The 23,699-nt window shown below is 37.6% G+C and carries 29 protein-coding genes and 1 riboswitch; of the genes, 18 read left to right on the top strand and 11 right to left on the bottom strand.

Annotated elements, in window-relative coordinates:
• Window positions 1-106: 106 nt before the first annotated feature.
• Entirely contained in the window at window positions 107-391 is a 285-nt protein-coding gene (locus tag AA0X71_RS20475; RefSeq protein WP_413357119.1) for a YhdT family protein, read from the top strand.
• Complete coding sequence (gene panF, locus AA0X71_RS20470; RefSeq protein WP_413357118.1) at window positions 388-1,830, top strand: sodium/pantothenate symporter; 1,443 nt, start codon at window positions 388-390, stop codon at window positions 1,828-1,830. Before AA0X71_RS20475 ends, panF begins: the two co-directional genes overlap by 4 nt.
• Window positions 1,831-1,881: 51 nt before the next feature.
• Here panF and AA0X71_RS20465 read toward each other — a convergent pair whose 3' ends face one another.
• The 4 genes from AA0X71_RS20465 to AA0X71_RS20450 all read right to left on the bottom strand — a co-directional run bounded on the left by AA0X71_RS20465 (window position 1,882) and on the right by AA0X71_RS20450 (window position 6,678).
• Window positions 1,882-2,154 (bottom strand): acylphosphatase, encoded by a 273-nt coding sequence (locus AA0X71_RS20465; RefSeq protein ID WP_413357117.1) that lies wholly within the window; start codon window positions 2,152-2,154, stop codon window positions 1,882-1,884.
• A gap of 128 nt (window positions 2,155-2,282) precedes the next feature.
• The gene (locus AA0X71_RS20460) at window positions 2,283-3,515 is read right to left on the bottom strand and encodes an aminopeptidase (protein ID WP_413357116.1); all 1,233 of its coding nucleotides are present in this window, start codon (window positions 3,513-3,515) and stop codon (window positions 2,283-2,285) included.
• Between the two features lie 194 nt (window positions 3,516-3,709).
• A complete protein-coding gene (locus AA0X71_RS20455) occupies window positions 3,710-4,429 on the bottom strand; it encodes a YebC/PmpR family DNA-binding transcriptional regulator (RefSeq protein WP_413357115.1) in 720 nt (239 codons plus the stop codon).
• A gap of 161 nt (window positions 4,430-4,590) precedes the next feature.
• Window positions 4,591-6,678, bottom strand: coding sequence for a DNA topoisomerase 3 (locus tag AA0X71_RS20450; protein WP_413357114.1), 2,088 nt, complete (start codon window positions 6,676-6,678; stop codon window positions 4,591-4,593).
• Window positions 6,679-6,768: 90 nt separating this feature from the next.
• On the opposite strand from AA0X71_RS20450, the gene AA0X71_RS20445 reads away from it, so the two are divergent.
• Window positions 6,769-7,218 (top strand): GNAT family N-acetyltransferase, encoded by a 450-nt coding sequence (locus tag AA0X71_RS20445; RefSeq protein ID WP_413357113.1) that lies wholly within the window; start codon window positions 6,769-6,771, stop codon window positions 7,216-7,218.
• A 24-nt stretch (window positions 7,219-7,242) separates the two neighbouring features.
• Here AA0X71_RS20445 and AA0X71_RS20440 read toward each other — a convergent pair whose 3' ends face one another.
• Both AA0X71_RS20440 and AA0X71_RS20435 read right to left on the bottom strand, forming a co-directional pair.
• Window positions 7,243-7,566, bottom strand: coding sequence for a YbjQ family protein (locus AA0X71_RS20440; RefSeq protein WP_413357112.1), 324 nt, complete (start codon window positions 7,564-7,566; stop codon window positions 7,243-7,245).
• Window positions 7,567-7,691: 125 nt separating this feature from the next.
• Entirely contained in the window at window positions 7,692-7,856 is a 165-nt protein-coding gene (locus AA0X71_RS20435; RefSeq protein ID WP_413357111.1) for a hypothetical protein, read from the bottom strand.
• A gap of 163 nt (window positions 7,857-8,019) precedes the next feature.
• On the opposite strand from AA0X71_RS20435, the gene AA0X71_RS20430 reads away from it, so the two are divergent.
• From AA0X71_RS20430 to motB, 3 genes are all read left to right on the top strand, one after another.
• Complete coding sequence (locus AA0X71_RS20430; protein WP_413357110.1) at window positions 8,020-8,526, top strand: GNAT family N-acetyltransferase; 507 nt, start codon at window positions 8,020-8,022, stop codon at window positions 8,524-8,526.
• 232 nt (window positions 8,527-8,758) lie between these two features.
• Window positions 8,759-9,553, top strand: a complete 795-nt coding sequence (gene motA, locus AA0X71_RS20425; RefSeq protein WP_413357109.1) for a flagellar motor stator protein MotA — start codon at window positions 8,759-8,761, stop codon at window positions 9,551-9,553.
• Window positions 9,546-10,307 carry a flagellar motor protein MotB gene (motB, locus tag AA0X71_RS20420; protein WP_413357108.1) on the top strand — a complete coding sequence of 254 codons (762 nt, stop codon included), beginning with the start codon at window positions 9,546-9,548 and terminating at the stop codon, window positions 10,305-10,307. Before motA ends, motB begins: the two co-directional genes overlap by 8 nt.
• 45 nt (window positions 10,308-10,352) lie before the next feature.
• Here motB and AA0X71_RS20415 read toward each other — a convergent pair whose 3' ends face one another.
• The gene (locus AA0X71_RS20415) at window positions 10,353-10,475 is read right to left on the bottom strand and encodes a hypothetical protein (protein WP_413357107.1); all 123 of its coding nucleotides are present in this window, start codon (window positions 10,473-10,475) and stop codon (window positions 10,353-10,355) included.
• 787 nt (window positions 10,476-11,262) lie between these two features.
• A riboswitch (cyclic di-GMP riboswitch) is annotated at window positions 11,263-11,347 on the top strand.
• Between the two features lie 26 nt (window positions 11,348-11,373).
• Between AA0X71_RS20415 and AA0X71_RS20410 the strand changes: the two genes are divergently transcribed.
• Entirely contained in the window at window positions 11,374-11,508 is a 135-nt protein-coding gene (locus AA0X71_RS20410) for an anti-repressor SinI family protein (protein WP_019155265.1), read from the top strand.
• Between the two features lie 332 nt (window positions 11,509-11,840).
• Here the strand turns inward: AA0X71_RS20410 and AA0X71_RS20405 are convergent, their stop codons facing one another.
• Window positions 11,841-12,164, bottom strand: coding sequence for a helix-turn-helix domain-containing protein (locus AA0X71_RS20405; protein ID WP_413362691.1), 324 nt, complete (start codon window positions 12,162-12,164; stop codon window positions 11,841-11,843).
• A gap of 263 nt (window positions 12,165-12,427) precedes the next feature.
• On the opposite strand from AA0X71_RS20405, the gene map reads away from it, so the two are divergent.
• Entirely contained in the window at window positions 12,428-13,180 is a 753-nt protein-coding gene (gene map, locus AA0X71_RS20400) for a type I methionyl aminopeptidase (RefSeq protein ID WP_413357106.1), read from the top strand.
• A 74-nt stretch (window positions 13,181-13,254) separates the two neighbouring features.
• The gene (locus AA0X71_RS20395; RefSeq protein ID WP_413357105.1) at window positions 13,255-14,235 is read left to right on the top strand and encodes an HD-GYP domain-containing protein; all 981 of its coding nucleotides are present in this window, start codon (window positions 13,255-13,257) and stop codon (window positions 14,233-14,235) included.
• 57 nt (window positions 14,236-14,292) lie between these two features.
• Here the strand turns inward: AA0X71_RS20395 and AA0X71_RS20390 are convergent, their stop codons facing one another.
• Window positions 14,293-14,517, bottom strand: coding sequence for a DUF1128 domain-containing protein (locus AA0X71_RS20390; RefSeq protein WP_019155261.1), 225 nt, complete (start codon window positions 14,515-14,517; stop codon window positions 14,293-14,295).
• A 232-nt stretch (window positions 14,518-14,749) separates the two neighbouring features.
• On the opposite strand from AA0X71_RS20390, the gene AA0X71_RS20385 reads away from it, so the two are divergent.
• The 3 genes from AA0X71_RS20385 to AA0X71_RS20375 are packed head-to-tail and all read left to right on the top strand — an operon-like array spanning window position 14,750 to window position 16,478.
• Window positions 14,750-15,223 carry a low molecular weight protein-tyrosine-phosphatase gene (locus tag AA0X71_RS20385; protein WP_413357104.1) on the top strand — a complete coding sequence of 158 codons (474 nt, stop codon included), beginning with the start codon at window positions 14,750-14,752 and terminating at the stop codon, window positions 15,221-15,223.
• Window positions 15,224-15,243: 20 nt separating this feature from the next.
• Window positions 15,244-15,627 (top strand): YtxH domain-containing protein, encoded by a 384-nt coding sequence (locus AA0X71_RS20380; protein WP_413357103.1) that lies wholly within the window; start codon window positions 15,244-15,246, stop codon window positions 15,625-15,627.
• A 23-nt stretch (window positions 15,628-15,650) separates the two neighbouring features.
• A complete protein-coding gene (locus tag AA0X71_RS20375; RefSeq protein ID WP_413357102.1) occupies window positions 15,651-16,478 on the top strand; it encodes a YihY/virulence factor BrkB family protein in 828 nt (275 codons plus the stop codon).
• 47 nt (window positions 16,479-16,525) lie between these two features.
• Here AA0X71_RS20375 and AA0X71_RS20370 read toward each other — a convergent pair whose 3' ends face one another.
• Window positions 16,526-18,445, bottom strand: a complete 1,920-nt coding sequence (locus AA0X71_RS20370) for a heavy metal translocating P-type ATPase (protein WP_413357101.1) — start codon at window positions 18,443-18,445, stop codon at window positions 16,526-16,528.
• Between the two features lie 181 nt (window positions 18,446-18,626).
• On the bottom strand, window positions 18,627-19,793 hold the full coding sequence (locus tag AA0X71_RS20365; RefSeq protein WP_413357100.1) for an MFS transporter: 1,167 nt from the start codon (window positions 19,791-19,793) through the stop codon (window positions 18,627-18,629).
• A gap of 127 nt (window positions 19,794-19,920) precedes the next feature.
• Here AA0X71_RS20365 and AA0X71_RS20360 point away from each other — a divergent pair, with 127 nt between their 5' ends.
• The 6 genes from AA0X71_RS20360 (at window position 19,921) to lepB (ending at window position 23,517) form a co-directional block, all read left to right on the top strand.
• Window positions 19,921-20,301 carry an OsmC family protein gene (locus AA0X71_RS20360; RefSeq protein WP_413357099.1) on the top strand — a complete coding sequence of 127 codons (381 nt, stop codon included), beginning with the start codon at window positions 19,921-19,923 and terminating at the stop codon, window positions 20,299-20,301.
• Window positions 20,302-20,467: 166 nt separating this feature from the next.
• Window positions 20,468-21,217: a YfkD family protein gene (locus AA0X71_RS20355; RefSeq protein WP_413362689.1), complete on the top strand. Its 750-nt coding sequence runs from the start codon at window positions 20,468-20,470 to the stop codon at window positions 21,215-21,217.
• 119 nt (window positions 21,218-21,336) lie between these two features.
• Window positions 21,337-21,642, top strand: coding sequence for a transposase zinc-binding domain-containing protein (locus AA0X71_RS20350; RefSeq protein WP_413357098.1), 306 nt, complete (start codon window positions 21,337-21,339; stop codon window positions 21,640-21,642).
• Window positions 21,632-21,979 carry a transposase gene (locus AA0X71_RS20345; RefSeq protein WP_413357097.1) on the top strand — a complete coding sequence of 116 codons (348 nt, stop codon included), beginning with the start codon at window positions 21,632-21,634 and terminating at the stop codon, window positions 21,977-21,979. Before AA0X71_RS20350 ends, AA0X71_RS20345 begins: the two co-directional genes overlap by 11 nt.
• A gap of 232 nt (window positions 21,980-22,211) precedes the next feature.
• A complete protein-coding gene (locus tag AA0X71_RS20340) occupies window positions 22,212-22,748 on the top strand; it encodes a sigma-70 family RNA polymerase sigma factor (protein ID WP_413357096.1) in 537 nt (178 codons plus the stop codon).
• On the top strand, window positions 22,741-23,517 hold the full coding sequence (gene lepB / locus AA0X71_RS20335; RefSeq protein ID WP_413357095.1) for a signal peptidase I: 777 nt from the start codon (window positions 22,741-22,743) through the stop codon (window positions 23,515-23,517). The genes AA0X71_RS20340 and lepB overlap by 8 nt, the downstream gene beginning before the upstream one ends.
• Window positions 23,518-23,699: the final 182 nt, after the last annotated feature.

Raw genomic sequence — 23,699 nt, 5'->3', positions numbered from 1 at the left:
GTATCGACATTTTTTCCGCAAGTGCGATTGCCTATACTATAATGTAAAATAAAAACGATGTACAATAAATGGGACAAAAGATTGAAGTATTGAAAGGAGGCCCTCCATGAATCATGACAGGGAGCAGAAAGACCCTCGTTTTAAAATTGCGAATAGAGAGGCTTTGATAGGTGTTGTACTTGTAATCATTAATTTTGTCTGGTGGTTTGCCTTTGCCTATGGAATGGGTTCTGAATCTGTTGAAAACTATTCCTATGTAATGGGATTGCCAGCGTGGTTCTTCTATAGCTGTGTTGGTGGATTTATCCTCATGGTTACACTTGTAACAGTAGTAGTCAAACTATTATTCAAAGAGGTTCCATTTGAGGATGAGGAGGGAGATGGATCATGAATTGGGCAGTTATCCTTCCATTATTACTCTTTTTAATAGCAATATTTATGATCGGCTTATGGTCTAGCAAATCTCTAAAAAATACCAATTCATTTCTACAAGATTATTTTCTTGGTGGAAGACAATTAGGTGGCTTTATCCTTGCGATGACGATGACGGCTACTTACGGAAGTGCCAGTAGTTTTATCGGTGGCCCAGGCGCAGCCTATACACAAGGTCTTGGATGGGTATTATTATCGATGGCCCAGCTCGCAACAGGATATTTTGTCCTTATGATCCTTGGAAAAAAATTCGCGATTATGACGAGAAAATATAAAGCGATCACATTAGTCGACTATTTAAAGGAACGTTATCAATCGAAATGGGTCGTGATATTATCAGCGCTAAACATTATTGTTTTCCTATTTTCAGCGATGGCTGCCCAGTGGGTCGGTGGAGCGATATTAATTGAGTCATTAACTGGTTTAAGTTATACGAGCTCTCTTTTTATTTTTGCTTTGTCGGTTATGGTATATGTCATTATTGGAGGATTTAGAGCAGTTGCTTTAACAGATACGGTGCAAGGGGTTGTTATGTTTATTGGAACATTCATCCTACTCATCGCTACGATAATCGCAGGTGGAGGAATTTCCAATATTATTTCTGATTTAGCAACGGAAAATCCGAATTTAATCACGCCATATGGATTTGATGGAGGATTAACACCACTCTATGTATCTTCTTTTTGGATCTTAGTTGGAGTAGGTGTCGTCGGGCTTCCGCAAATTACAATTCGTGCCATGTCTTATAAAAATGCCCGAGCGATGCACCAAGCGATCATTGTCGGAACAATAGTAGTAGGATTTATTATGTTAGGGATGCATTTAATTGGGGTATTTGCCCGTCCAATCTTGCCTGGAATTGAAAAAGGAGATACAGTCATGCCATTATTGGCCATGGAAGTGTTGCCAGCTTGGGTGGCAGGACTTGTTTTAGCTGCTCCAATGGCTGCGATTATGTCGACAGTGGATTCTTTGCTATTACTTGTGAGCTCTGCAGTCGTTAAGGATGTATATGTAAATTACATAAAACCGGATGCGAGCAATCAACTGGTGAAAAAGATTAGCTTAGCGGTCACGACGATCATTGGAGTTCTCGTCTTCTTAATGGCTTTAAGCCCACCTGATTTAATTATTTGGTTGAATTTGTTTGCTTTTGGAGGATTAGAAGCAGCCTTCATTTGGCCAGTGGTTCTAGGGCTATACTGGCAAGCGGGGAATAAGTATGGAGCTTTATCCTCGATGGTAGTAGGGGTAGGTTCGTATATCTATTTTCATACCCGTTTACCAAATGCCTTTGGAATGCACACAATCACACTCCCGATTATTCTATCGTTCATTGCGTTTATTATCGGAAGTTTGTTGACAAAAGGTTATGTAGTGCAGAGAAAATCAGTTTAATCAGCAATTAAAAAAAGCTCTTTCAACAAAAGATTTGCGTTGAAAGAGCTTTCAATATTTTATTTTAAAAGAATGAAAGGGTTCGGTATTCTCTAGCTCCACAAAATTGATGTCCGTCACCTTAGAAAATGGATTTCCTTCACGTAAGCTACCCATAAATTGTTCGAGATTTTCTTTTTCCCCAACTGCGACAATTTCGACGCCACCTTCTGAAAGGTTTTTCACCCATCCTGTGATCGCAAATTGAGAGGCTTTCATTTGGGTAAAATAACGATATCCAACGCCTTGAACTCTTCCATGAACGGTAATATGATAGCGGACCAACCGGATTCCCCCCTTTTTTCTATCTTTTCTACCTAATATCGTCCCACAAACTTAACAACAATGCAATATTCAAAAAGGGACTAAACGTAAAAAGACGATACAAAAAATGTATCGTCTAAAGTTCTAATTTAGAATGCCCAATCGCCCTTACGGAAGACAGGTTCTGTTGAGCCATTTTCAGTAATTCCGTCGATATCCATGTCAGCAGAACCGATCATGAAATCAACATGTGTGATACTTTCGTTTAAGCCATTTTTAGCCAGAGCTTCACTCGACATTTTCTTTCCACCTTCAATACAAAATGCGTAGGCACTTCCGATCGCAAGATGGTTAGAGGCATTCTCATCAAAAAGGGTATTGTAGAACAAAATATTAGACTGTGAAATCGGAGAATTATGTGGTACGAGAGCAACCTCACCTAAATAATGAGAGCCTTCATCTGTCTCCACAAGACGCTTCAAAATCTCTTCTCCTTCTTCTGCCTTCACATCAACAATACGTCCATTTTCAAAAGTTACAGAGAAATTATCAATTAAATTTCCGCCGTAACTCAATGGCTTTGTGCTAGCTACCGTTCCGTTAACGCCAGTTTTGTAAGGAACTGTGAACACTTCTTCAGTTGGCATATTGGCCATGAATTCATGCCCTTTTTCATTGACACTTCCTGCACCTACCCAAAGGTGTTCTTCTGGAAGTTCGATCGTTAAGTCTGTTCCAGGAGCTTTATAGTGAAGCTTTTTGTAACGCTTCGCATTTAAGTAATTAACTTTCTCATGTAGGGTTTCATCATGATTTTTCCAAGCTTCTACCGGGTTGTCTAAATCAGCACGTGTTGCTTTGAAAATCGCATCCCATAGTTTTTGAACACTCACTTCAGGTGTTTCATTAGGGAATACTTTCTCTGCCCATTTTTGGGAAGGGGCTGCAACAACCGTCCAGCTCACTTTGTCTGATTGAATAAATTTACGATATGTAGATAGAGCCTGTCCTGCTGCCTTTTGGAAATTAGAAATTCGCTCTGGATTTACTCCTTTAAGTAAGTCAGGGCTTGATGAAACAACAGAAATGAAGGCAGCACCTTTTTCTGCTAAATCAACAATTTCCTTCGCGCGAAATTCTGGATATTCAAGGAAGGATTCATCTGGTGCAAGGTCATACTTTGTGCGAGAAACGACATCATCGCTCCAGTTCACAACAACATTATAGGCACCAGCCTCATAAGCTTTTTTCACAACGAGACGAACAAATTCAGCTGAATCTAGTGCAGTGTTGATTACTAATGTTTGCCCTTTTTGAATATTGACGCCGACCTTCACCGTGAGCTCAGCATATTTTTCTAAATTTTTCTGAAAGTCACCCATAAGATTAAATCTCCTTTGTTAATTAATGTAATCAAATTCATTATGTACCATTTTCCGTTGTACATTGTGAGATCGACTCAATTATTTCTATAATACCGTTTATTACGGAAAAAATAAACAATTCAGTCTAGATCAAATATATAATAAAAAAACCGGCAAAAATCGCCGATTCTTTTAATTGTAAGAGGTATTTTCTATTGTTCTAAATCAACATTATGATACACTTGTTGAACATCTTCGAGATCCTCAAGTACATCAATCATTTTTTCAAATTGTGCCCCTGCATCTTCAGGAAGAGTTACGTCATTTTGTGCAAGCATCGTTAATTCTGCTACTGTAAATTCCGTAACACCTGCTCCTTTAAAAGCTTCTTGAACAGCGTGGAACTGATCTGGTTCAGCATAGACAATGACAGAGTCTTCTTCTTCAAGGATGTCACGGACATCGATGTCTGCTTCCATCAGTAATTCTAATACGTCATCAGCTGTTTTACCTTCAACCCCGATTACCGCCGTTTTATCAAACATATAGGATACAGAGCCACTGACACCCATATTACCACCGTTTTTACCGAATGCAGCACGAACTTCAGACGCAGTACGGTTAACGTTGTTCGTTAAGGCATCAACAATGACCATTGAACCACTTGGCCCAAAGCCTTCATAGCGTAGCTCATCGTAGTTCTCGTCAGAACCACCTTTCGCTTTTTCAATCGCCCGATCAATAATATGTCTTGGTACATTGTACGTCTTCGCACGCTCTAAAACGAATCTTAACGTTTGGTTAGCTTCCGGATCTGGTTCACCTTGTTTAGCGGCAACATAAATTTCCCGACCGAATTTAGCATATATGCGACTCGTATTGGCGTCTTTTGCCGCCTTTTTGTCTTTAATATTATTCCATTTACGGCCCATAATTGAACACTCACTTTCAACTCTATTTAAGATAAATAATAAGAAATGATATTTTCACAAAACATATTATACCAAACAATTGCTCAATCAGTCGATAACCGAGCGGAGAGTCTCTTCAAAGCATAAAAAAACCAAGCTAAAAAGCTTGGTTCAAGAGTATATTAATCTTTTTTCTCCATCGCTGCTTTTAATAAGTCTCCTAAGCTTGTTCCAAAATCATCTTGCTGTGAATACTTCTGTACCAATTTTCGTTCTTCGCGCTTTGTGACGGCTTTTTTCTTTCCTTCTGCCTTTTCTACGACATTACATGGGCGGCATTGGAAGTAAAGACCAGCTTTTCCTTCGTGCATCTCCATTTTCTTATGGCAAGTAGGGCAGCGGCGATTGGAAAGTTTCGGATCCTTTCTTTTGCGATAGCGACAATCAAGGCTTGAACAAACGAGCATTTTTCCTTCCTTCGTGGTTCTTTCCTTGAGGAATGAGCCACACTCCGGACATTTTGAGCCAGTTAGATTATGGGCCTTATACTGTTGGTTGCTCTTTTTAATTTCAGATATGAGCTGTTCGGTTTGTTTGCGGATTTTTTGCTTGAACACTTTCGGATCGCTTTTCCCATGAGAGATAGATTCAAGCTCCTTTTCCCATTTTGCGGTGAGCTCAGGAGATTTGAGTTCTTCGTTAACGATATCAATCAATTGTTTTCCTTTAGCTGTCGTGTAGAAGCGACCATTTTTTCTTTCGACTACTTCCGTTTGGATAAGTCGTTCAATGATTTCAGCACGAGTAGCAGGGGTTCCAAGACCATGCTTTTCCATTTGTGTAAGAACATCCGCTTCAGAGTATCTTGCTGGAGGCTCTGTCAGCTTTTTCTCTAGGTTCGCGCTTTGAACGGTAAAGCTTTGCCCTTTTGCAATCGTTCCGAGCAATTTCCCGTCAGCGGTTATTTCTTTCTGGGTGATTTTCTTGAAGCCAGAATCGACAACGACTGTTTCGTTTATGGTGAAAATTTCTCCGTTTACTTCAATCATTGCTTTAATCCCTTCATATTTGTAGGGCTGATGGAATAAAGCGAGAAATCTTCTTACGATCAAGTCATATAGCTTTCGTTCATCATTGGACAGATCGCTTAATTGAGAGCGTTCCTCTGTTGGAATAATCGCGTGATGATCGGTTACTTTTTCATTATTAAATACTCGTTTTGCTATCACTTTTCCCTTACTGGCGATAAGTGGCTTAACCTCATCTCGATAGCTAGATGCTAACCCGTGTAAACGATCAAGCATTGTTCCTTCCATATCCCTTGTTAAATAACGGGAGTCTGTTCTTGGATAGGTCACGAGTTTATATTGTTCATAAAGCTTTTGCAAAACAGATAATGTTTTTTTAGCAGAAAAGCCAAAACGATTATTGGCATCTCTTTGGAGCTCGGTTAAGTCATACGGAAGTGGTTGTTGCTCACTTTTTTCCTTACGCTCGAGTGATTGAACAATGCCTTTATTTGCTATCACTTTATCCACTATCTTTTGAGCCTTTTCTTGAGAAAAGATTCTTTTTTCTCCCTTTTCCTCCCAGCTTGTTCTCAAAGGACCGATTTGTGCTTCAATCGTCCAATATTCTTTCGGTACGAAGCTTTGGATTGTTTTCTCTCTTTCTAAAATGAGGGAGAGAGTAGGAGTTTGCACCCTTCCTGCAGAAAGAGGTTCCTGAAATTTAGTCGTCAGTGCACGTGTGACATTAAGGCCGATGAGCCAGTCCGCTTCTGCCCGGCATACGGCAGATTCATAGAGGTTATCAAAGTCTTTTCCTAGCTTTAGTTTTTGGAACCCTTCCTTAATGGAACGGTCTGTATGAGAAGAGATCCATAAACGTTTCATTGGTTTTTTCCAACGTACTTTGTCTAAAATCCAGCGAGCAACTAGTTCACCTTCTCGACCAGCGTCCGTAGCAATGATACAATCCTTAATATCTTTACGTTTTGATAAATGTTCAATCGCTTTGAATTGATGGCTCGTTTGTTTCATGACCTTTGTGCCCATCTGCTCAGGGATAATTGGAAGATCTTCAAGATTCCAATTTTGAAATTTTTTATCATAGTGCTCTGGCATTTTTAATTCGATTAGATGACCAAGTGCCCAAGTGACAATATATTGATTTCCTTCGATATAACTTTTATGAATTTGTTTACAACCAAGTACGCGTGCAATTTCACGAGCAACACTCGGTTTTTCTGCAAGTACTAGAGATTTCATTTGTTCACCTATATTTCCTTTTTTATATTCCTTCTCAGTATAACGGATAATAGAGAAGATTGGTAATGGGGTGGACAGGGGAGGTATTAGATGATTAAAGAATTTGCTATAAAAAAATATGGTGAGATCGTTCTTGAGTTACAAAAGCAATCTTATCAAGTCGAAGCAGAGCTTATCGGGTCTTATGAGATTCCGCCATTAAAGGAAGCGCTAGAGCAATTGGTAAGCAGTGATGAGTTATTTATTGGCTATTTTATTGAAGGGAGACTAGTAGGGGTCTTATCCTATAAGGTGATAAAAGGAGTGATCGATCTCCATCGGGTCATGGTGCATCCTAGTTATTTTCGAAAAGGAATTGCGAAAAGTATGGTGAAGCATGTAGAGAAACAGTATGAAGACGCCTTATTCATGATTGTCTCAACTGGGGCAAAGAACCTTCCTGCGATAGAGTTTTATAAAAGGTTAGGATTTGAGAAAATCGATGAAAATGTATACGGTCAAATTGTTGTGACCAATTTTAAGAAAAAGCTCTCAAGATAAGTTGAGAGCTTTCAGTGACGAAATTTAATATTGTTCCTTGATAAATACAGCTGTGCCAGTGGCAACACACATCATCATGCCATCACGTAGTGTTTCGAAGTCAAGGTCAACGCCAACGACTGCATTTGCGCCTAATCTACGAGCTTGGTCTTCCATTTCACGAATCGCGATTTCACGACCTTGGGATAGCTTATCTTCATATGCACTGCTACGCCCGCCAATTACGTCGGTGATTCCAGCTAAGAAATCACGCACGACATTTGCGCCCATTATAGCTTCTCCAGTTACAATTCCCATGTAACGATCAATTTCTTTTCCTTGTAATGTAGGTGTTGTAGATACTATCATTCGATTTTCCTCCTCCGAGTGCGGGCCAAATGGCGAGCACTTTCCAATTAGTGATTTCGCTATTAAATACGATTTGAAAAAGAGGAGGTTTCGTTTTAGAAAAAATGTTTTTTGGTAGAGCTATTTCACTCAACATCTTCTTGTTCCAGACGGTTTTTAAACGCTTCTTGAACAACGATAAACTCTTCATCTCCAATGGCGTCTTTCGATTTTCGCTCTACTAGTGTATCTTCAGGGAATTTTCCTGGATGACCTTTACGTTTATGATTGAGTTCCTTACCTCTTGCCATATTCTACACTCCTTTCTACTTTTCATATCTTGCCCTTTTTTTAAAGTGAAATTCAGTCGTATCGAAGCAATTATTACTGTTATATTAGCTAACATTTAGATTGCGCATCCATCGTCCTTATTGGTAACTTAAATGTATAATAAATGAATGTAGGGTGAGGATTTTGGGTGAGAATATCACAATAGAACAATTAAACTCCATTGAAGAACATATAGAAGAGCTATCGGAGCTTCTTGTAAAGGTTGTTGATGGCGGTGCTTCAATTGGTTTTCTGCCTCCATTACAACGGACCGTAGCAGAAAAATTTTGGAGAAATGTATTGAATCCAGATGTAATTCTCTTTGTTGCGAAAATCAATAATGAGATAGCAGGGACTGTTCAACTACATTTATGTTCGAAACAGAATGGAAAACATAGAGCTGAGATTGCGAAACTTATGACTCATCCATATTATCGGCGTAATGGTGTGGCTCGTCATTTAATGAAAATAACTGAGGAGCGAGCTAAGGAGGAAAACAGGTCATTATTAGTTCTCGATACAAGAGAAGGGGATCCTTCTAACATTCTTTATAATTCGCTTGGTTTTAATCAAGCTGGAAAAATCCCTTATTTTGCGCAATCGGGAAATGGTGAATTAGAACCTACGATTATTTATTACAAAACTATTTAGATAAAGGAAAGGCATGACTACATATTATGCCTTTCCTTTATCTATTTTTATTTGGAATTTTTTCAAAATCCTCTCTCGTTCGAGAAGATAATTTTGAAAAATCATCAGGAAAACTAAAAATATCGTCTTACTTGTCGAAATAAATAATAAGATAAAACTATTATTTTATACTAGAAAACAATGAAAACATCAACATAGTCAAATAGTCGCATAAGGGATAGGTGGAACAAAAATGGATAAAACGTCGGTAATAGGCTTAATAGTAGCAATTCTTGGTGTTGGAGTAGGAATGGTCTTAAAAGGAGTTGACATCGGTGTTCTGGTGAACCCTGCTGCAATCTTAATTATTATTTTTGGAACGATTGGTACGGTGACCATTGCCTTTCCAACCTCTGAAATAAAAAAGGTTCCTAAACTATTTGGAATTCTGTTTAAAGAAAAAAAACTTATGAATCCAGCTGATTTAATTGGGATGTTTTCTGAGTGGGCGCAACTAGCTCGTAAAGAGGGACTCCTTGCATTAGAAGCAAAAACGTCTGAAATTGATGATGATTTTTTAAAGAATGGTCTCACTTTAGCAGTTGATGGGCAAAGTGCGGATTACATTCGCGATGTTCTGACAGAAGAAATAGAAGCGATGGAGGAAAGACATCATCAGGGCGCACTCATTTTTAGTCAAGCAGGAACATATGCACCGACGCTTGGAGTATTAGGTGCCGTTGTCGGATTAATTGCCGCACTACAGGATATGAGTGATATTGATGCACTTGGTCGCGCGATTAGTGCTGCCTTTGTCGCAACCTTGCTCGGTATTTTCACTGGATACGCATTATGGCATCCATTTGCTAATAAATTGAAAAGAAAATCTAAGGTAGAAGCAAAATTAAAGTACATGATGATTGAAGGTGTACTTTCTATCTTAGAGGGAGAAGCTCCAAGAGTGATTGAACAGAAATTAGCTTCATACTTACCAGTCAGTGAAAGGAAGAATTTCCAAGAGGAAAGCGGTGAGAAGAAGGGTGAGTAAACGAAGAAAAAAGGAACAGCACGAAGAACATGTAGACGAATCGTGGCTGATCCCGTATGCAGATATTTTAACATTATTATTGGCATTGTTTATCGTCTTATTTTCAATGAGTACGATAGATGCGCAAAAGCTAGAAAAAATGTCTCAGGCTTTTAATCAAGCACTTTCTGGTGGTACAGGTGTTTTGGATTACCCAAGTCCGATGCCTGAAGATGAAGCGCAGGCAATTGATGATATAGAAGGACAAGAAGACAGCGATAGTGAAGAAGAAAAGGCTGAAAAAATCGAGCAATTGGAATTAGAGAACATTCAAAAAAAGGTAAACGTCTATATTGAAGAAAATAATCTAACAGATAAGCTCGACGCTTCATTAACAGACGAAGGGCTGCTGTTAACGATCCGAGATAATGTTTTATTCGCATCTGGTAGTGCGGATGTGAGACCGGAAGATGTGCATACAGCTGATGAAATTTCTGAACTACTTGTTATGAGTCCACCGCGAAATATTATTATTAGTGGCCATACTGATAATGTTCCAATAAGCAATCCTCGTTTTGAATCAAACTGGGAGTTAAGTGTTATGCGAGCGATAAACTTTATGAAAATTGTTCTGAAAAACGATAAACTGGATCCCGCATGGTTTAGTGCCAAAGGATTCGGTGAATTCCAACCTGTAGCAAGCAATGCTACAAGTGAGGGAAAAGCAAAAAATCGTCGTGTTGAAGTACTAATATTGCCGATAACCTTTGAATGAAAAAAGTAGTACAGACCAAATTGGTTTGTGCTCCTTTTTTTTATTTTACTTGGAAACGTTTTCTTTTTTGGTTGTTTTTTCAGGGTTACACATTCGGTCAAGTAAGAAACCGAGTCCAATCATGGAGACAATAGGAATAGCGAAATTTAGGATATGAAAAAATGTCATTTAAATACCACCTTTCATACGTTTTTAAGATTATTACTGTTAGTATAGTGTTTTTTGATAATTCAGACAATATTTTTATGTATCATTGGACCTAAACAGAAACAATTTTTATTCAAGGGCATATTTGATTAAAAATAGAAATAAAATGTAAAAAGTAAGAGATTTGAAGGATATGGACGAAATAAAGAGAAATACGTTCGTTAAAACGAAAAAATGACAAAATTTCCATATTTCAAAATTTTTATAAAAAGACTAAAATGAAACTATATTCTTAATTAAGAACAACTGATAATTTTAAAAGAACAGGTGAGAGGGTGGTGTGATTGTACCGAAAGAATTGTGATAAATGTAATAAACCTTCTTTTAGCAGCAGTGAGTTTGGAGACTGGTTATGTCCTGAATGCGGGCATGATTTGACGGCTCAACCATTTTTCGATCCTATAACATTTGAGCAACTATACATAAAAACTTTGTCTGGTTCGACTTCACTGTTGCCTAAAGGTAAAGTGGAAAATGAAAAGGGCATTACTAGATAGATTTAATCATTTTTATTCGATGACTTTCCTACTGGATTCTAGAACAATAAATTTCGACAGGAAATGACATCTATTCCAAAGTCGTAATGTTATTTGCTTATTTGATGATTTATTCCTGTAGCTAGTTGACGAAAATTGTTTAAAAAAAACTTTCGAAATATTCTAATGGTTGACAAATAGTTACACTTTTATTGATTAAAAAGAAGTAGACTATAAGTGGGATAACTTTTATAGTAAAAAAATTAAAGGACGCAAGAAAAAGGCAAACCTGTTGAAAGATGGGGGCGCAAAGTCTCAGGTCTAAGGTAGGAGAACTATGACGGCTGGACTGCTGAAATTCGTGCTGAATTTTGGGGGGAAAAATGGTGATAGAAATGAAAGGAAGAATTGAAGGATTGGATATGGAATGGTTGGAACTAATTAAAGAGGCAAAAAAACTCGGAATTGAAAAGGAGGAAGTTCGCGAATTTCTTGCTAACAAAACCGTCAAGCAATAGCGCTTCGAGTAGCTAAACAAACATATATCACTATCGCATATCTCTTCTGACTTCATTCTAGATCAACTTTTGAAACCATCACCGCTCAATGAAACCTAACATATAAATTATTCAATTTCAAAAGGCACACTTCAAGTTAAAAACGAACATTCGTAGGGATTATTTATATAATAAAAGTGAACGACGAGAAGGTAATATAGTAATTGTTCGTTTTTAAACCACTTTAATACATTGTGAACTCAAATGAAAAAACCTGTTCTTGAAAAGAACAGGTTTTGCTAGTTTTAGTGTCACTCCGCCTTAGCCTCAAATATACTTTCAGAAGCTGAAAATTATTTGTCTTGATTGGCTCTCCATTTATTAAACTCAAGATATTCCCTAAATTGTTCTTTCGTAATACCGGAGTCCATTGCTTCTTTTACAATCTTAATCCATTCTGAATCAAGATCATCATCATTTAAGTGTTCATGGATTAGGTAATCTACTGGAACATGGAGAACGCCAGCAATTTTTTCGAGAAATTGAATGGACGGATTATTTTGTAGGTTTCTTTCTAATGAACTTAAATAAGATTTTGCCACTCCAGCTTGTTCCGCAAGCTCTGAAAGAGACATCTTCTTTTCAAGTCTGAGTTTTTTTACACGATCACCAATCATCAAAAATCACACATCCTATCAAAATGTATACTTTAATAATATCAAATATTGAAAAGTAGTTCCATATTTAGAACAAAAAGTTCTTTCGAATTATTAAGCTTTTCACATTTATTAAATAATATTTATCTACATAGTAGAATATTAATTCATTCATGACAATGCTTAATTTGACACATTTCGAAAATTAAATCATTTTGATTGTTACTTGAAAAGTATTACAATGGTGGAAGGTACTTTGTACTTGTATGAAGGAGGGTCTATCAATGATTGTTTTAAAATCACAAAGAGAAATTGACATGATGAAGAAAGCTGGTGAAGTGCTAGCTTCTGTTCATAAAGAAATTGCCAAAATGATTCAACCAGGAATTACGACTTGGGAAATAGAAAAATTTGTCGATTCTTTTTTACAAAAACATGGGGCTACTGCTGAACAAAAGGGCTATAAGGGCTATGAGTTTGCTACATGTGCAAGTATTAATGATGAAATATGTCATGGGTTTCCAAGAAAGGAACCATTAAAAACAGGGGATATTGTGACAATTGATATGGTAGTTAATTTAAATGGGGCTTTAGCAGATTCAGCTTGGACATATGCAGTGGGTGAAGTACCAGAGCGTACGGAAAAGCTATTACACGTTACGAAAGAAGCACTTTATAAAGGAATCGAACAAGCTCAAATTGGAAACCGCATTGGCGATATCGGTCATGCGATTCAAACTTATGTGGAGGGAGAAGGGTTTTCGGTTGTTCGTGATTTTATCGGACATGGAATCGGTACAGTTATCCATGAAAAGCCTGATGTTCCACATTTCGGTCTTCCTGGAAAAGGACCAAGAATAAAAGAAGGAATGGTCTTTACGATTGAACCGATGGTCAATATGGGACAGTATGAAATGAAGATGGATAGCAATGGCTGGACCGCTCGTACGATCGATGGAAAATACTCTGCTCAATATGAACATACAATTGCCATTACGAAGAACGGACCTGTTATTTTAACGGATCAAGAAGGATAAGGAAGAAAATCTTTTCCCAGATACGACTTTTCTAAAATGGGCTCGTCAAATAATGGTGTATGAGGAAGAAGTGCATGAGACTTATTAGTATTGATGAATATAACCCAAAATTAATGCAGCTTGCGAGGCCAATTTTTGATAAGCATAGACGTATATTGCTAGGTGTAGGGAGAACAATACATCCTGCTTATTTAGAGAGATTAGTGGCACTAGATATACGATATCTATTTATCGAGGATGCTGCTTCCTATGGAATCACAATGGAAGAAATGGTCGATGTCCCAACGTGGATGGAAGCGATTGAGACATTGAAAACTGCTTTTGAGGCTGTCAAAGAGAAAAAAGAACTTCCCATTCGTGATTTACAAAAGCAAGTTGTCCTCTTTGTGGAAGAGGTGGCAAAAAGAAAAGCACTATTTCTTATCCCTACATCTTCTTTAGCAGAAGAACTAAGGGAGTATGCCCATGCTGTCAATGTCTCCCTGCTCTCACTCCAGTTAGCAAAGAAACTGGGCGTTTCTCAAAAGCCATTAAAGGACTTGGCACTAGGCTGTCTTCTTCATGATATCGGAAAAGCGCTTGGACAAGAATCGGAACATCATGCCAGAAGTGGTTTTGAATATTTACGGAAAGTAAGAGAGGTTAGTATTGTATCAGCACATGTGGCTTATCAGCATCATGAAGCGATCGATGGAAGTGGAGAGCCAAGGGGATTAGCAGAAAAGGAAATCCATGAATTTGCGCAAATTTGCGCGCTTGCTAATGTCTACGACAACGCCATATCAAAGGACAGGCTGCCACCACATGAGGCAATGGAATATATTATGACGAAGAGTGGTACTCTTTTTCCATCGGAGCTCATTAGTCTCTTCGTACAACAAGTTCCAAGCTATATTCCAGGAACAATGGTCAGGCTCAATAATGGTCGAGATGCGATTGTAACGAAGATTGTCGGAAACTTACAAAGACCGTTCGTACGCTATTTTGATACTGAAGAGGAGATTTCTTTAGGCGACCATCATACATTGTTGATTACGGAAGTTTTGGATACGTAAGGATTTAAACAAAAGAAAGGGCGTTCCAATTTGCTTTGGAACGCCCTTTTTATGTATCTATTGTTTTCTCAGATTGCCAAGTTCTTCAGCAAGAGCTTGCATTTCATTTGGGCTGAAGGAATTCTTTTTCATGACTAGTTCATAGATTTCTTTCAACTCTTCGTACATATTCTCATCAAAATGGGATGGTTTAATTGCCCCAAGATTCAAGACTTTAAGCTTTTCTTTAATTTTTTCAATCATATACTCCACATTTTCTACCGATGCTGTTGATAAATTCATTCATTTTCCACCTTTCGTAGTTTTCTTTGTGATACCTCTACTATTTAATATTCTCTATGGTTTTGTCCCATTCATGAATCATTCTTTAACTTCCTTTAGTGAATAGTAACATCTTTCCTTGTTTAAGGACAGGCTGTTACATGAATTTTATGATTTATCATCAGGAAATCTCATTAAACAGTTGCATGTTTGAGGGGAAATCGAAGAGAATGGTATTGGAGGGATGTTACATATGGTAAAAGTGTTGTTTGTATGTCTCGGAAATATTTGCCGCTCTCCGATGGCAGAGGCGATGTTTCGAGATGTTGTAAAGAGGGAAGGACTTGAAGGGGAAATGGTTGTTGATTCTGCAGGCACTGGTGATTGGCATATTGGACAACCACCTCATGAAGGAACAAGAAATATATTAAAGATCAATCGCATAGATTTTGAAGGAATTAAGGCAAGACAAGTCGAATCGAAAGATCTTGAGGAATTTGATTATATTATTGCGATGGATAGCGATAATAAGAGAAATATTGAAAAACTGAAATCAGCTTTTCCAAAAGCGAAAATTGAAGTTCTATTGGACTATGTTCCACATATTAAGAACAAGAACATTCCTGATCCATACTATACTGGAAATTTCCAAGAAGTCTTCGATTTATTACAACAAGGCTGTGAAAAACTATTACAACATATTAAGCAAAATCATGATTTTAAGTAAAGCCAAGAGGCAAAAGCAGTATGAAAAATTCATTCTTAATGGAAACAGAAAGGAAGGACATGCTAATGGGGAGTACAGATAAGTTTTGGAAAGGGATTTTACTGGGAGCAATAGCCGGTGGAGCGATTAGTTTACTTGACCGGGAAACGAGAAACTCTGTTGTGGCAAGTTGTAAATCAGGGGCCAAAAACGTCACTCATTTTGTTACTCATCCGGGTGAAGTCGCAGAAAAACTAAAAAATACAACGACTCAATTGCGTACTACGGTGGAGCAAGTAAGTGAGGACGTCTCTTTTATTGCGGAAAAGGTGGAAGAAATTAGAGAAGTAACACCGACTGTCGTGGGAATTGTTCAAGACACGAAAGAAGCATTTACACATAACCATGATGAGGAAGAGGTTTAACTAGGGAAAATAGGGGTGGAGTAATGGCCTTATTAAATATGAGAGCTCTAATGTTATTATGGAAGAGAATTGGCGAAGACGATGTCATGGGTTTAGCGGCTCAGTTGGCTTATTTTTTTCTTTTATCGTTATTTCCTCTTCTAATATTTTTAGTCACACTGTTGCCCTATTTGCCAATTACTCAGGAAGAAATGCTTAACGTTATTGGTGATTTTGCACCTGGCGAAACGATGACTCTGATTGAAACAAATCTAAATGAAATAATGGGTCAACAAAGCCGGACCCTTCTATCCTTCGGGATCATTGCCACGATGTGGTCTGCTTCAAATGGAATTAATGCCATTATTCGGGCTCTAAACAAAGCGTATGAGGTAAAAGAAAGCCGTTCCTTTATTGTAGCAAGAGGGATGGCCATCGTTTTTACAGTTGCGATGATCTTTGTTTTTATTATCGCATTATTACTCCCAGTCTTCGGTAAGCAATTGGGAATGTTTTTGTTTACGCAGCTTGGATTATCCAGTCATTTCTTAAGTTTTTGGCATTTATTACGATGGCTTCTTAGTTTTTTAATTATCTTCATCGTCTTTTTGGTTCTCTATTGGATTGCGCCAAATAAAAAGTTTAAGTGTATTGATGCGACCCCAGGAGCGGTTTTTGCCACCGTAAGTTGGTTAGCGGTGTCCTGGGGATTCTCTTACTACGTCAGTAATTTCGGCAACTACTCTGCCACGTATGGCAGTATCGGAGCCGTTATCGTGTTATTGATTTGGTTTTATTTAACCGGCATTATTATCATTCTTGGTGGAGAAATAAACGCATTAAATCAATTTTTAAGAGATGAAACCTGTTAAAAAAGAACTGTCGACTAAGATTCGACAGTTCTTTGCGCAACAGCTTGTTAGGATTTTAATAATCGTAACCCATTTAAAATCACTAATATCGTACTTCCTTCATGACCAATCACACCAAAAGGAAGGTCGATGAATTGCAGGAAGTTGGAGATAATCAATACCATAATAACGGAAATGGAAAAAATAATGTTTTGCTTAATAATTCGGTTCATTTTGTCGGATAGCTGTATGGCCTCAGCGATTCGAGGTAAATCATTTTTCATAAGCACGACATCTCCTGTTTCCAAAGCAACGCCTGACCCATCTCCCATGGCGATTCCGACGTTAGCCGTTGCTAACGCAGGTGCATCATTGATACCATCACCAACCATCGCCACATGTCCGAATTTCTCCTTTAATTTCTTTAAGTTCTCAACTTTGTCCTCAGGTAAGCACTCAGCCACATAATCAGTGACATGGCTTTCAGACGCAATGGCTTTTGCTGTATTCTCACTATCACCAGTTAGCATGAATGTGTAAATTCCTTTTTGTTTTAACTGATCAATCGCGATTTTTGTTTCTTCTCGGACTACATCCTTCAAGGCAATTAAGCCAACGATTTCTCCGTTTTTTTGTGCAAAAACAATCGTTTTTCCTTCTACAGCTAAATTGGATGCAACACCATTTAAGAAGGCGTCAGCTTCTTCTTTTCCAACAAAATCAGCTTTTCCGATTTTCCATAATTCTTGCTCGTAAGTGGCTTTAACACCATATCCTGAAACGTCTTCAATACCCTCTGGTTGAGTGAGGGGTTCTTGTATATGTTCCTTAGCATATTTAACGATCGCATTGGCTAACGGATGATTGGAATGACTTTCAATGGCGGCTGTTTTTAATAGGAGCTCCTGTTTAGATATTCCTTCTCCTGTTAATAGATCGGTTACTTCAGGCTTACCTTTTGTTAAGGTGCCTGTTTTATCAAAGGCGATGGCACGCAAATGACTTAAATTTTCTAAATGGACACCACCTTTAAAAAGAATCCCCCGCCTTGCCCCCGTCGAAATGGCAGACAAGGTTGCTGGCATGATCGAGGCAACAAGTGCGCAAGGAGAGGCAACGACCAATAAAATCATCGCTCGATAAAAGGTTTCGGTCCAGCTCCAACCTAATAAATAATGAGGCAAGAACATCATTAGAGCGACAACTGAGAGAACGACTTTGACATAAGTTCCTTCAAATTTTTCAATGAAAAGCTGAGAAGGGGACTTTTCACTTTGAGCAGACTGAACAAGTTGAATGATCTTTTGAAAAAGCGTATCGTTACTTTCTTTCGTGATTTCAACGGTAATCGAACCATTGAGATTAACAGTTCCGGCAAAGATCTCCTCGTCTATCCCTTTGGAAACGGGGATCGACTCGCCCGTAATCGCCGCTTCGTCCAGATGGCTCTGCCCTTTGACGATTTTTCCATCTGAAGGAACTCTTTCACCAGGCTTTATGAGAATGAGATCGCCAATTCTTAATTCAGAAACAGGGGTGATTTTTTCGATCCCATTTGTCACGACTAATGCTTCTTGTGGTTGTAATTCCATCAGTGCTGAGATTTCCTTATGACTTTTATTCATCGTATAAGTCTCAAGGGCACCACTTAAGGAAAAAATAAAAATGAGAATGGCCCCCTCCGTCCAGTACCCAATAGTGGCGGAACCAATAGCTGCGAAAATCATGAGCATTTCTACATTTAGCTCTCTTTCCGCAATCGTGCTTTCAATCCCTTCCTTTGCTTTCGCATATCCTCCGATGATAAATGCTAATACAAAGGAAATGATTGAGACGGTAGTAAGCTCATTTTTTTCAAGTATCCAGCCGACAACAATCAATACCCCGCTGATGATTGCTGCAATCAGTTCGGCGTGTGGCCATATTTTATCAAAAAGACTTTCTTCACTGGATTGTGCATTTGTTATTCCCTTTATTTCTACATCCATTTCGACATCCCCCTATGATAACAAATTTCAATTAGAGATTTCTAATTGAGAAAAATAATCAACATCAATCCCCTAATAAAACACGAAAGCTGTCACCTAATAGGCAACAGCGGAAATGCAAACGAAATTCTTATTTATATTTATTCTAATTATATCATGATTCGTACATAAGTAAAGCCTTTTATTCGTAGGAGGGTATTTCTTGATGCTGAGGTTTAAAGAAAAACAAGGCGATGAAAATGGAAAGAAGCATAAGAGAAATCAAATAAAAGAAGCTCACTCCTTGTGCATATTGAATCATCATTCCCCCGATGAATGGACCGGTGATGCTCCCAAAACTAAAAAATACACTGCACATAATATTCCCTGCTGGCAATAGCTTTTTAGGGAGGAGATCGGCCATATAGGATATCCCGAGTGAGAAGGTGGAACCGACAAGCATCCCTGCGATAAAAAAGCATGAGAACAAGGCGACTTCTGAACCTTCAAAGATTCCAGCAACGATAAAGGTGAAAAAGCCTGAAATCATGACGAAGCGTAAAATTCTCTTTCGGCCATAACGGTCACTCAAAAGTCCGAGGGGCATTTGAAAGACAATCGTACCAATCGCAAAAGCTGGTAAGATAATCGAGACAGCATTAATATCGATGCCAATGCGTAAAGCATAAACCGGAAAATTTCCATTTAAGGTTGCTTCGAGAAACCCATAGCCAAATGGAGGAAGGAAGGCAACCCAAGCGTATTTCCACACTTGACCGAATCGTTGAAACGTACCAAAAAAAGAGGTTGCGTCTGACGAATCTTGCTCAGGAATTTCATTTTTTAGGAGAAAAATTGTCACCCATGCAGCAAAGCTTAACCCTGCAGAAATGATAAATGGCAGAGATTCATTGATCACTAAAAGCCTTGTCATCATCGGTCCAATCGCAAATCCTAAACTAAAAAAGAGTCCGTATAAAGCAATGTTTCTGCCCCGATTTTGCGCAGTGGAAAAGGATGTAATCCACGTCTGTGTGCCGAAATGAAGCATATTATCCCCAATTCCGATTAAAAGCCGTAACACAAACCAAAACCAAAGTGATTTCCAAAATGGGAAAAGAAAAAGGGATAGTAGTACAATCAGTCCTCCGAGGATGATGATTGGTTTATATCCAAATTTCCTGAGTGGTTTTTCTAAAAAAGGTGAAATCAGTAAAATTCCGATGTAAATACTCGTTGCATGTAAACCATTAATGGCTGAAGAAATGCCATCTTGTTCGAAAATGATGGCAATAAGCGGGAGAATCATCCCTTGTGAAAAACCAGAGATGGCGACAATTCCGACGAGAACCCAGAGACGAATGTTCATATGTATACCTCGTTATCTATGTATTCTCCCTGATGGTACATGAGATAATTAACTTTTGGCAAGTAGATTTTTGTCAATGAAGCTCGCTCTCTGTATGATAGAAGTAGTGACGAGGAGGATGATGAAGATGGAATTTCATATGAAGGAAGTTGGCTTTTACACAGAAACAGCAAATGGAAGACTAAATATTGCAGGGGATGAGAGTCATGGGTTCCGCCCATTTCAATTATTGGTTTCATCAGTAGCTGTTTGTAGTGGAGGAGTCATGCGAAAAATATTAGAGAAGAAACGGATTCCGTATGAGGATGTCCACATTAAAGCAGATGTCATCCGAAATCCAGATATGGCTGACCGAATTGAGAAGATTCACCTTCATTTTACCCTTACTGGAATTGAGATCACGGAGCAGCAAATGGAAAAAATTATGGCGCTAACGACGAAAAACTGCTCTATGGTCCAATCTGTTATGGGCAGTATCGAAATTGAGGAAACTTTTGAGATTAAATAATGCTAACAAAATGTTGGATAAGATGTAAGAACTCTGAAAAAACTATGGACAGGAGTTAATTCCAATTTATGTGAGGTTGAAATTGACTCATCCATTAGTGAAAGGAGTTCAGCTCATCATGAAAAAATTGGTTTCTGGTATCGTTGTTGGATTACTTATAATACAAATGTCTGTAATATCAACCTCGGCTGCCGCAAAAAAAGAAGCAGTCAAGATTCCGAATTCAGTTTTAAACATAACGAAGGAAAATACGTATCCGAATCCGACGCAGGATTTGCCAACATTGCAGCCAAGTGAATTAACGGAAGAACTCATTTCTAGTTCTAAAGTGAAAATTGAAAACCCTGATCTGATTCGAATGCTCAATGAGACGAATGTAAATAGTACGCCATTTGCCTTTGGTTACCGAGCTGTTATCTATTTAGGTCAGTGGCCTCTCAATTATGAATCAACAGAGACCTCTCCCAATTGGGAATATCAGAAAATTAATACGAACTATTATGATAACCGTGGTGGCAAAGCCAATTATCAAATCCATTATGTTCAAGAAGCTCAGAAAGTCGTAAAGGGTGGATTAACGGCCAAAGTTCCCCAAGCTGAGGATGTAAAAAAGATGATGCTACTAAAGGCAGCGGAGAAGTCCAATTTGCCTCTCGCATTTGAAACGGTCGTCGGTGCAGGTACAAAAAAGGATCAGTATTATAATATCCCACCTAAAAGATTAGGATATTTATATGGATACGTGCCAGCAGTGAATGAAAAAGGGAAGGTTACGTACGGCGAAGTGTATTTAATGCTAAAAGGAAACAAGAAAATGATCGTCGTCAAAAATGTAACCTCACAAGGCATTGGTGCATGGATTCCAGTACAAGATTATGTGTCATTCGGATTTGTCGCAACAGAACGTCCGAGATAAATAGAAAAACGTCGAACGATGCGGTTCGACGTTTTTGTCGTTGTCAGGAATTTATAAATTCCCTCGACTTGTGGATAAGTGTTCGATAAAATGTTCGTATAAACAGTAGGAGTTTCGGTATGATTAAACAAGGAAGCGGAGTTATTAAGACCATTTTAAAAGCTCATTTTGATGGGTTTTGGAAATTGAACGAAAGGAAATTTCCTGAGTCCTATCGAGAGGATATAAAAGAAACGGTTGAAAAGGCTATTCATTGTGGGACTCGTGATTTAGGTTACGATCGATATGAATGCTTAGGATGTGAAGGAGAACCTAAATCTATATTTGTTTGCCTTACATGTAAAAGTCGTTTCTATCATAAGTGTGGGAAAAAGTATACGGATGATTGGTCAGATAAACAACAGGAAACAGGAAATGATCTTTGACGTTCCGCACCGACATATGGTGTTTACTATTCCGAAAGAGTTAAGAAATGTGTTTTTTGAAGATCGAAAGAAACTAAATGAACTAAGTAAACAAGTGGCAGGGGTATTTCAGTATCATTATCAAAAAAGAAGCAAAAAGCGAAATTTAAAGGTCGGGGTTCTTACTGTTATTCATACCTTTGGCATAGATTTAAAATTCAATCCTCACATTCATGCTTTGGTAACAGAAGGCGCACTGGATAATCGAAATGAATGGATTTCAAGTGAATGTATTCCATATGAATTTTTGAGGAATAACAATTTATCAAAAATGAATGAGGAAGAACATGGATACTAAAGGGTTTCTCGAAAACATTAGTAATTCAAGAGACTATTTGAATGATGTATTAAAATCTCACCTTTTTATTGAAGCTATGATTATAGAAATGATTGAAGATACACTTAAGGGTTAATCAAAGAAAATTGACGTGCTTTTTTGTTGAACTTATAGTTACTACCGATAAAGTTTTTTGAACGATATTAACCTATTACTTCGTCTAATATTTAAAACATAAAAAGGAAAGATATAAATGAATATAGATAAAAGCAATGAGCAAATTGATCATACGGACTATTTAATTGGGGAGCTTATTGAGCTTTATGGACAGCAAATACAAAGGATAATTTACAGTTTTGTAAAGGATCAATATACATCTGAAGATCTTACACAAGAAACATTCATCTCAGCATACCAGAGCCTTAGAGAATATAGGGGTGACTCAAAAGTCTATACTTGGCTATATCGTATTGCAATAAATAAAGCAAAGGATCATTTAAAATCAACTTGGCTTAAAAGGGTATATTATAATTTACCTGAACAATTAAAAAGTATAGATTCCACAGAATTAACTGTCATTAATAAAATAACCGAGCTTGAGATAATTGATAAGATATTGTCTTTACCTATCAAATACCGAGAGGTAATTCTTCTATATTATATAGAAGAATTCTCAGTTAAAGAAATAAGCGGAATTTTGAATTTACAGGAAGATACAATAAGAACACGTATGAGAAGAGCAAGGCGTCAGCTTTCAAAAATTTTAAAGGAAGGTAATCATAATGAGTAACTTTAATCCCAAAGCACTACGACAGGAATTAAATAAAAGAGCAGCTTTTAGTGATAAGCAGAAGGAACTGATTAAGAAAAGGATAACAAGTAAAGAAATTATAAAGCAAAAGAGACCACTAACACCACTTGTGAGCACTTTTGTGGCAATCGTTCTATTATCTATCCTTTTCTCGACTTCTGGAATATTTAGTTTTAACAAAAACGCATCACAACCAGATGCAATTACTGATCCAGATACCAAAATTGATGTTGAGAAAGTTCAAAATGTCACATCGGATATGATTATTATTCATCCAATGTATGATGATATGGATCGAGGGAATCATGATTTTTACGATAAAGATGTTGTCGTTGATACGAAATACTATGGAGCGAATCAAATTCATAGGGGAGACATTATTGCCTACAAAAAAGATAATTTTAAAGGAGTAACTCGAATAATTGCATTACCAGGAGAAAAAATAAAAATTGTGAAAGGACAATTCTTTATCAATGGTAAAATACTTGATTCATTTTATGGAAGAGCTCATCGATTAGGGCTAGACGTAGAAGAACTAAAAAGTCTTATTAATAAAGGTAAATATGACAACCTTCAAGCAAAAACAAATATCGAGAGTAGTATTAATAACTTTGAAAATACAAATGAAAAGGAAATAGAGGTTCCGGAAGGATATGTTTATATTATGGGAGATGACTGGTTAAGAACTTCCATGAGGGGGCTGCTGCCAACAAAAGAGATTATTGGAAAGGTAATAGGATATCAATAGGTTCCAAGTTAGTATCCAATATATAATATTTTTAGTTAAACTGGCAAATGGCTTAAAAACAATTTTCAATTTAAACATAAATCAATGCATACTAAGCTATATTGAGTGTACATCAAATAATTTTTCCAAGATATTGTTTTCAAAAGCTACTGTTATTTTTAGTTATTTTATGATATTCCATT

Origin of the sequence: Robertmurraya phoenicis (assembly GCF_047302285.1) — a bacterium.
Lineage (GTDB): Bacteria > Bacillota > Bacilli > Bacillales > Cytobacillaceae > Robertmurraya.
The sequence above is the reverse complement of the archived record's forward strand: the minus strand, read 5'-3'. Positions and strand labels throughout refer to the sequence as shown.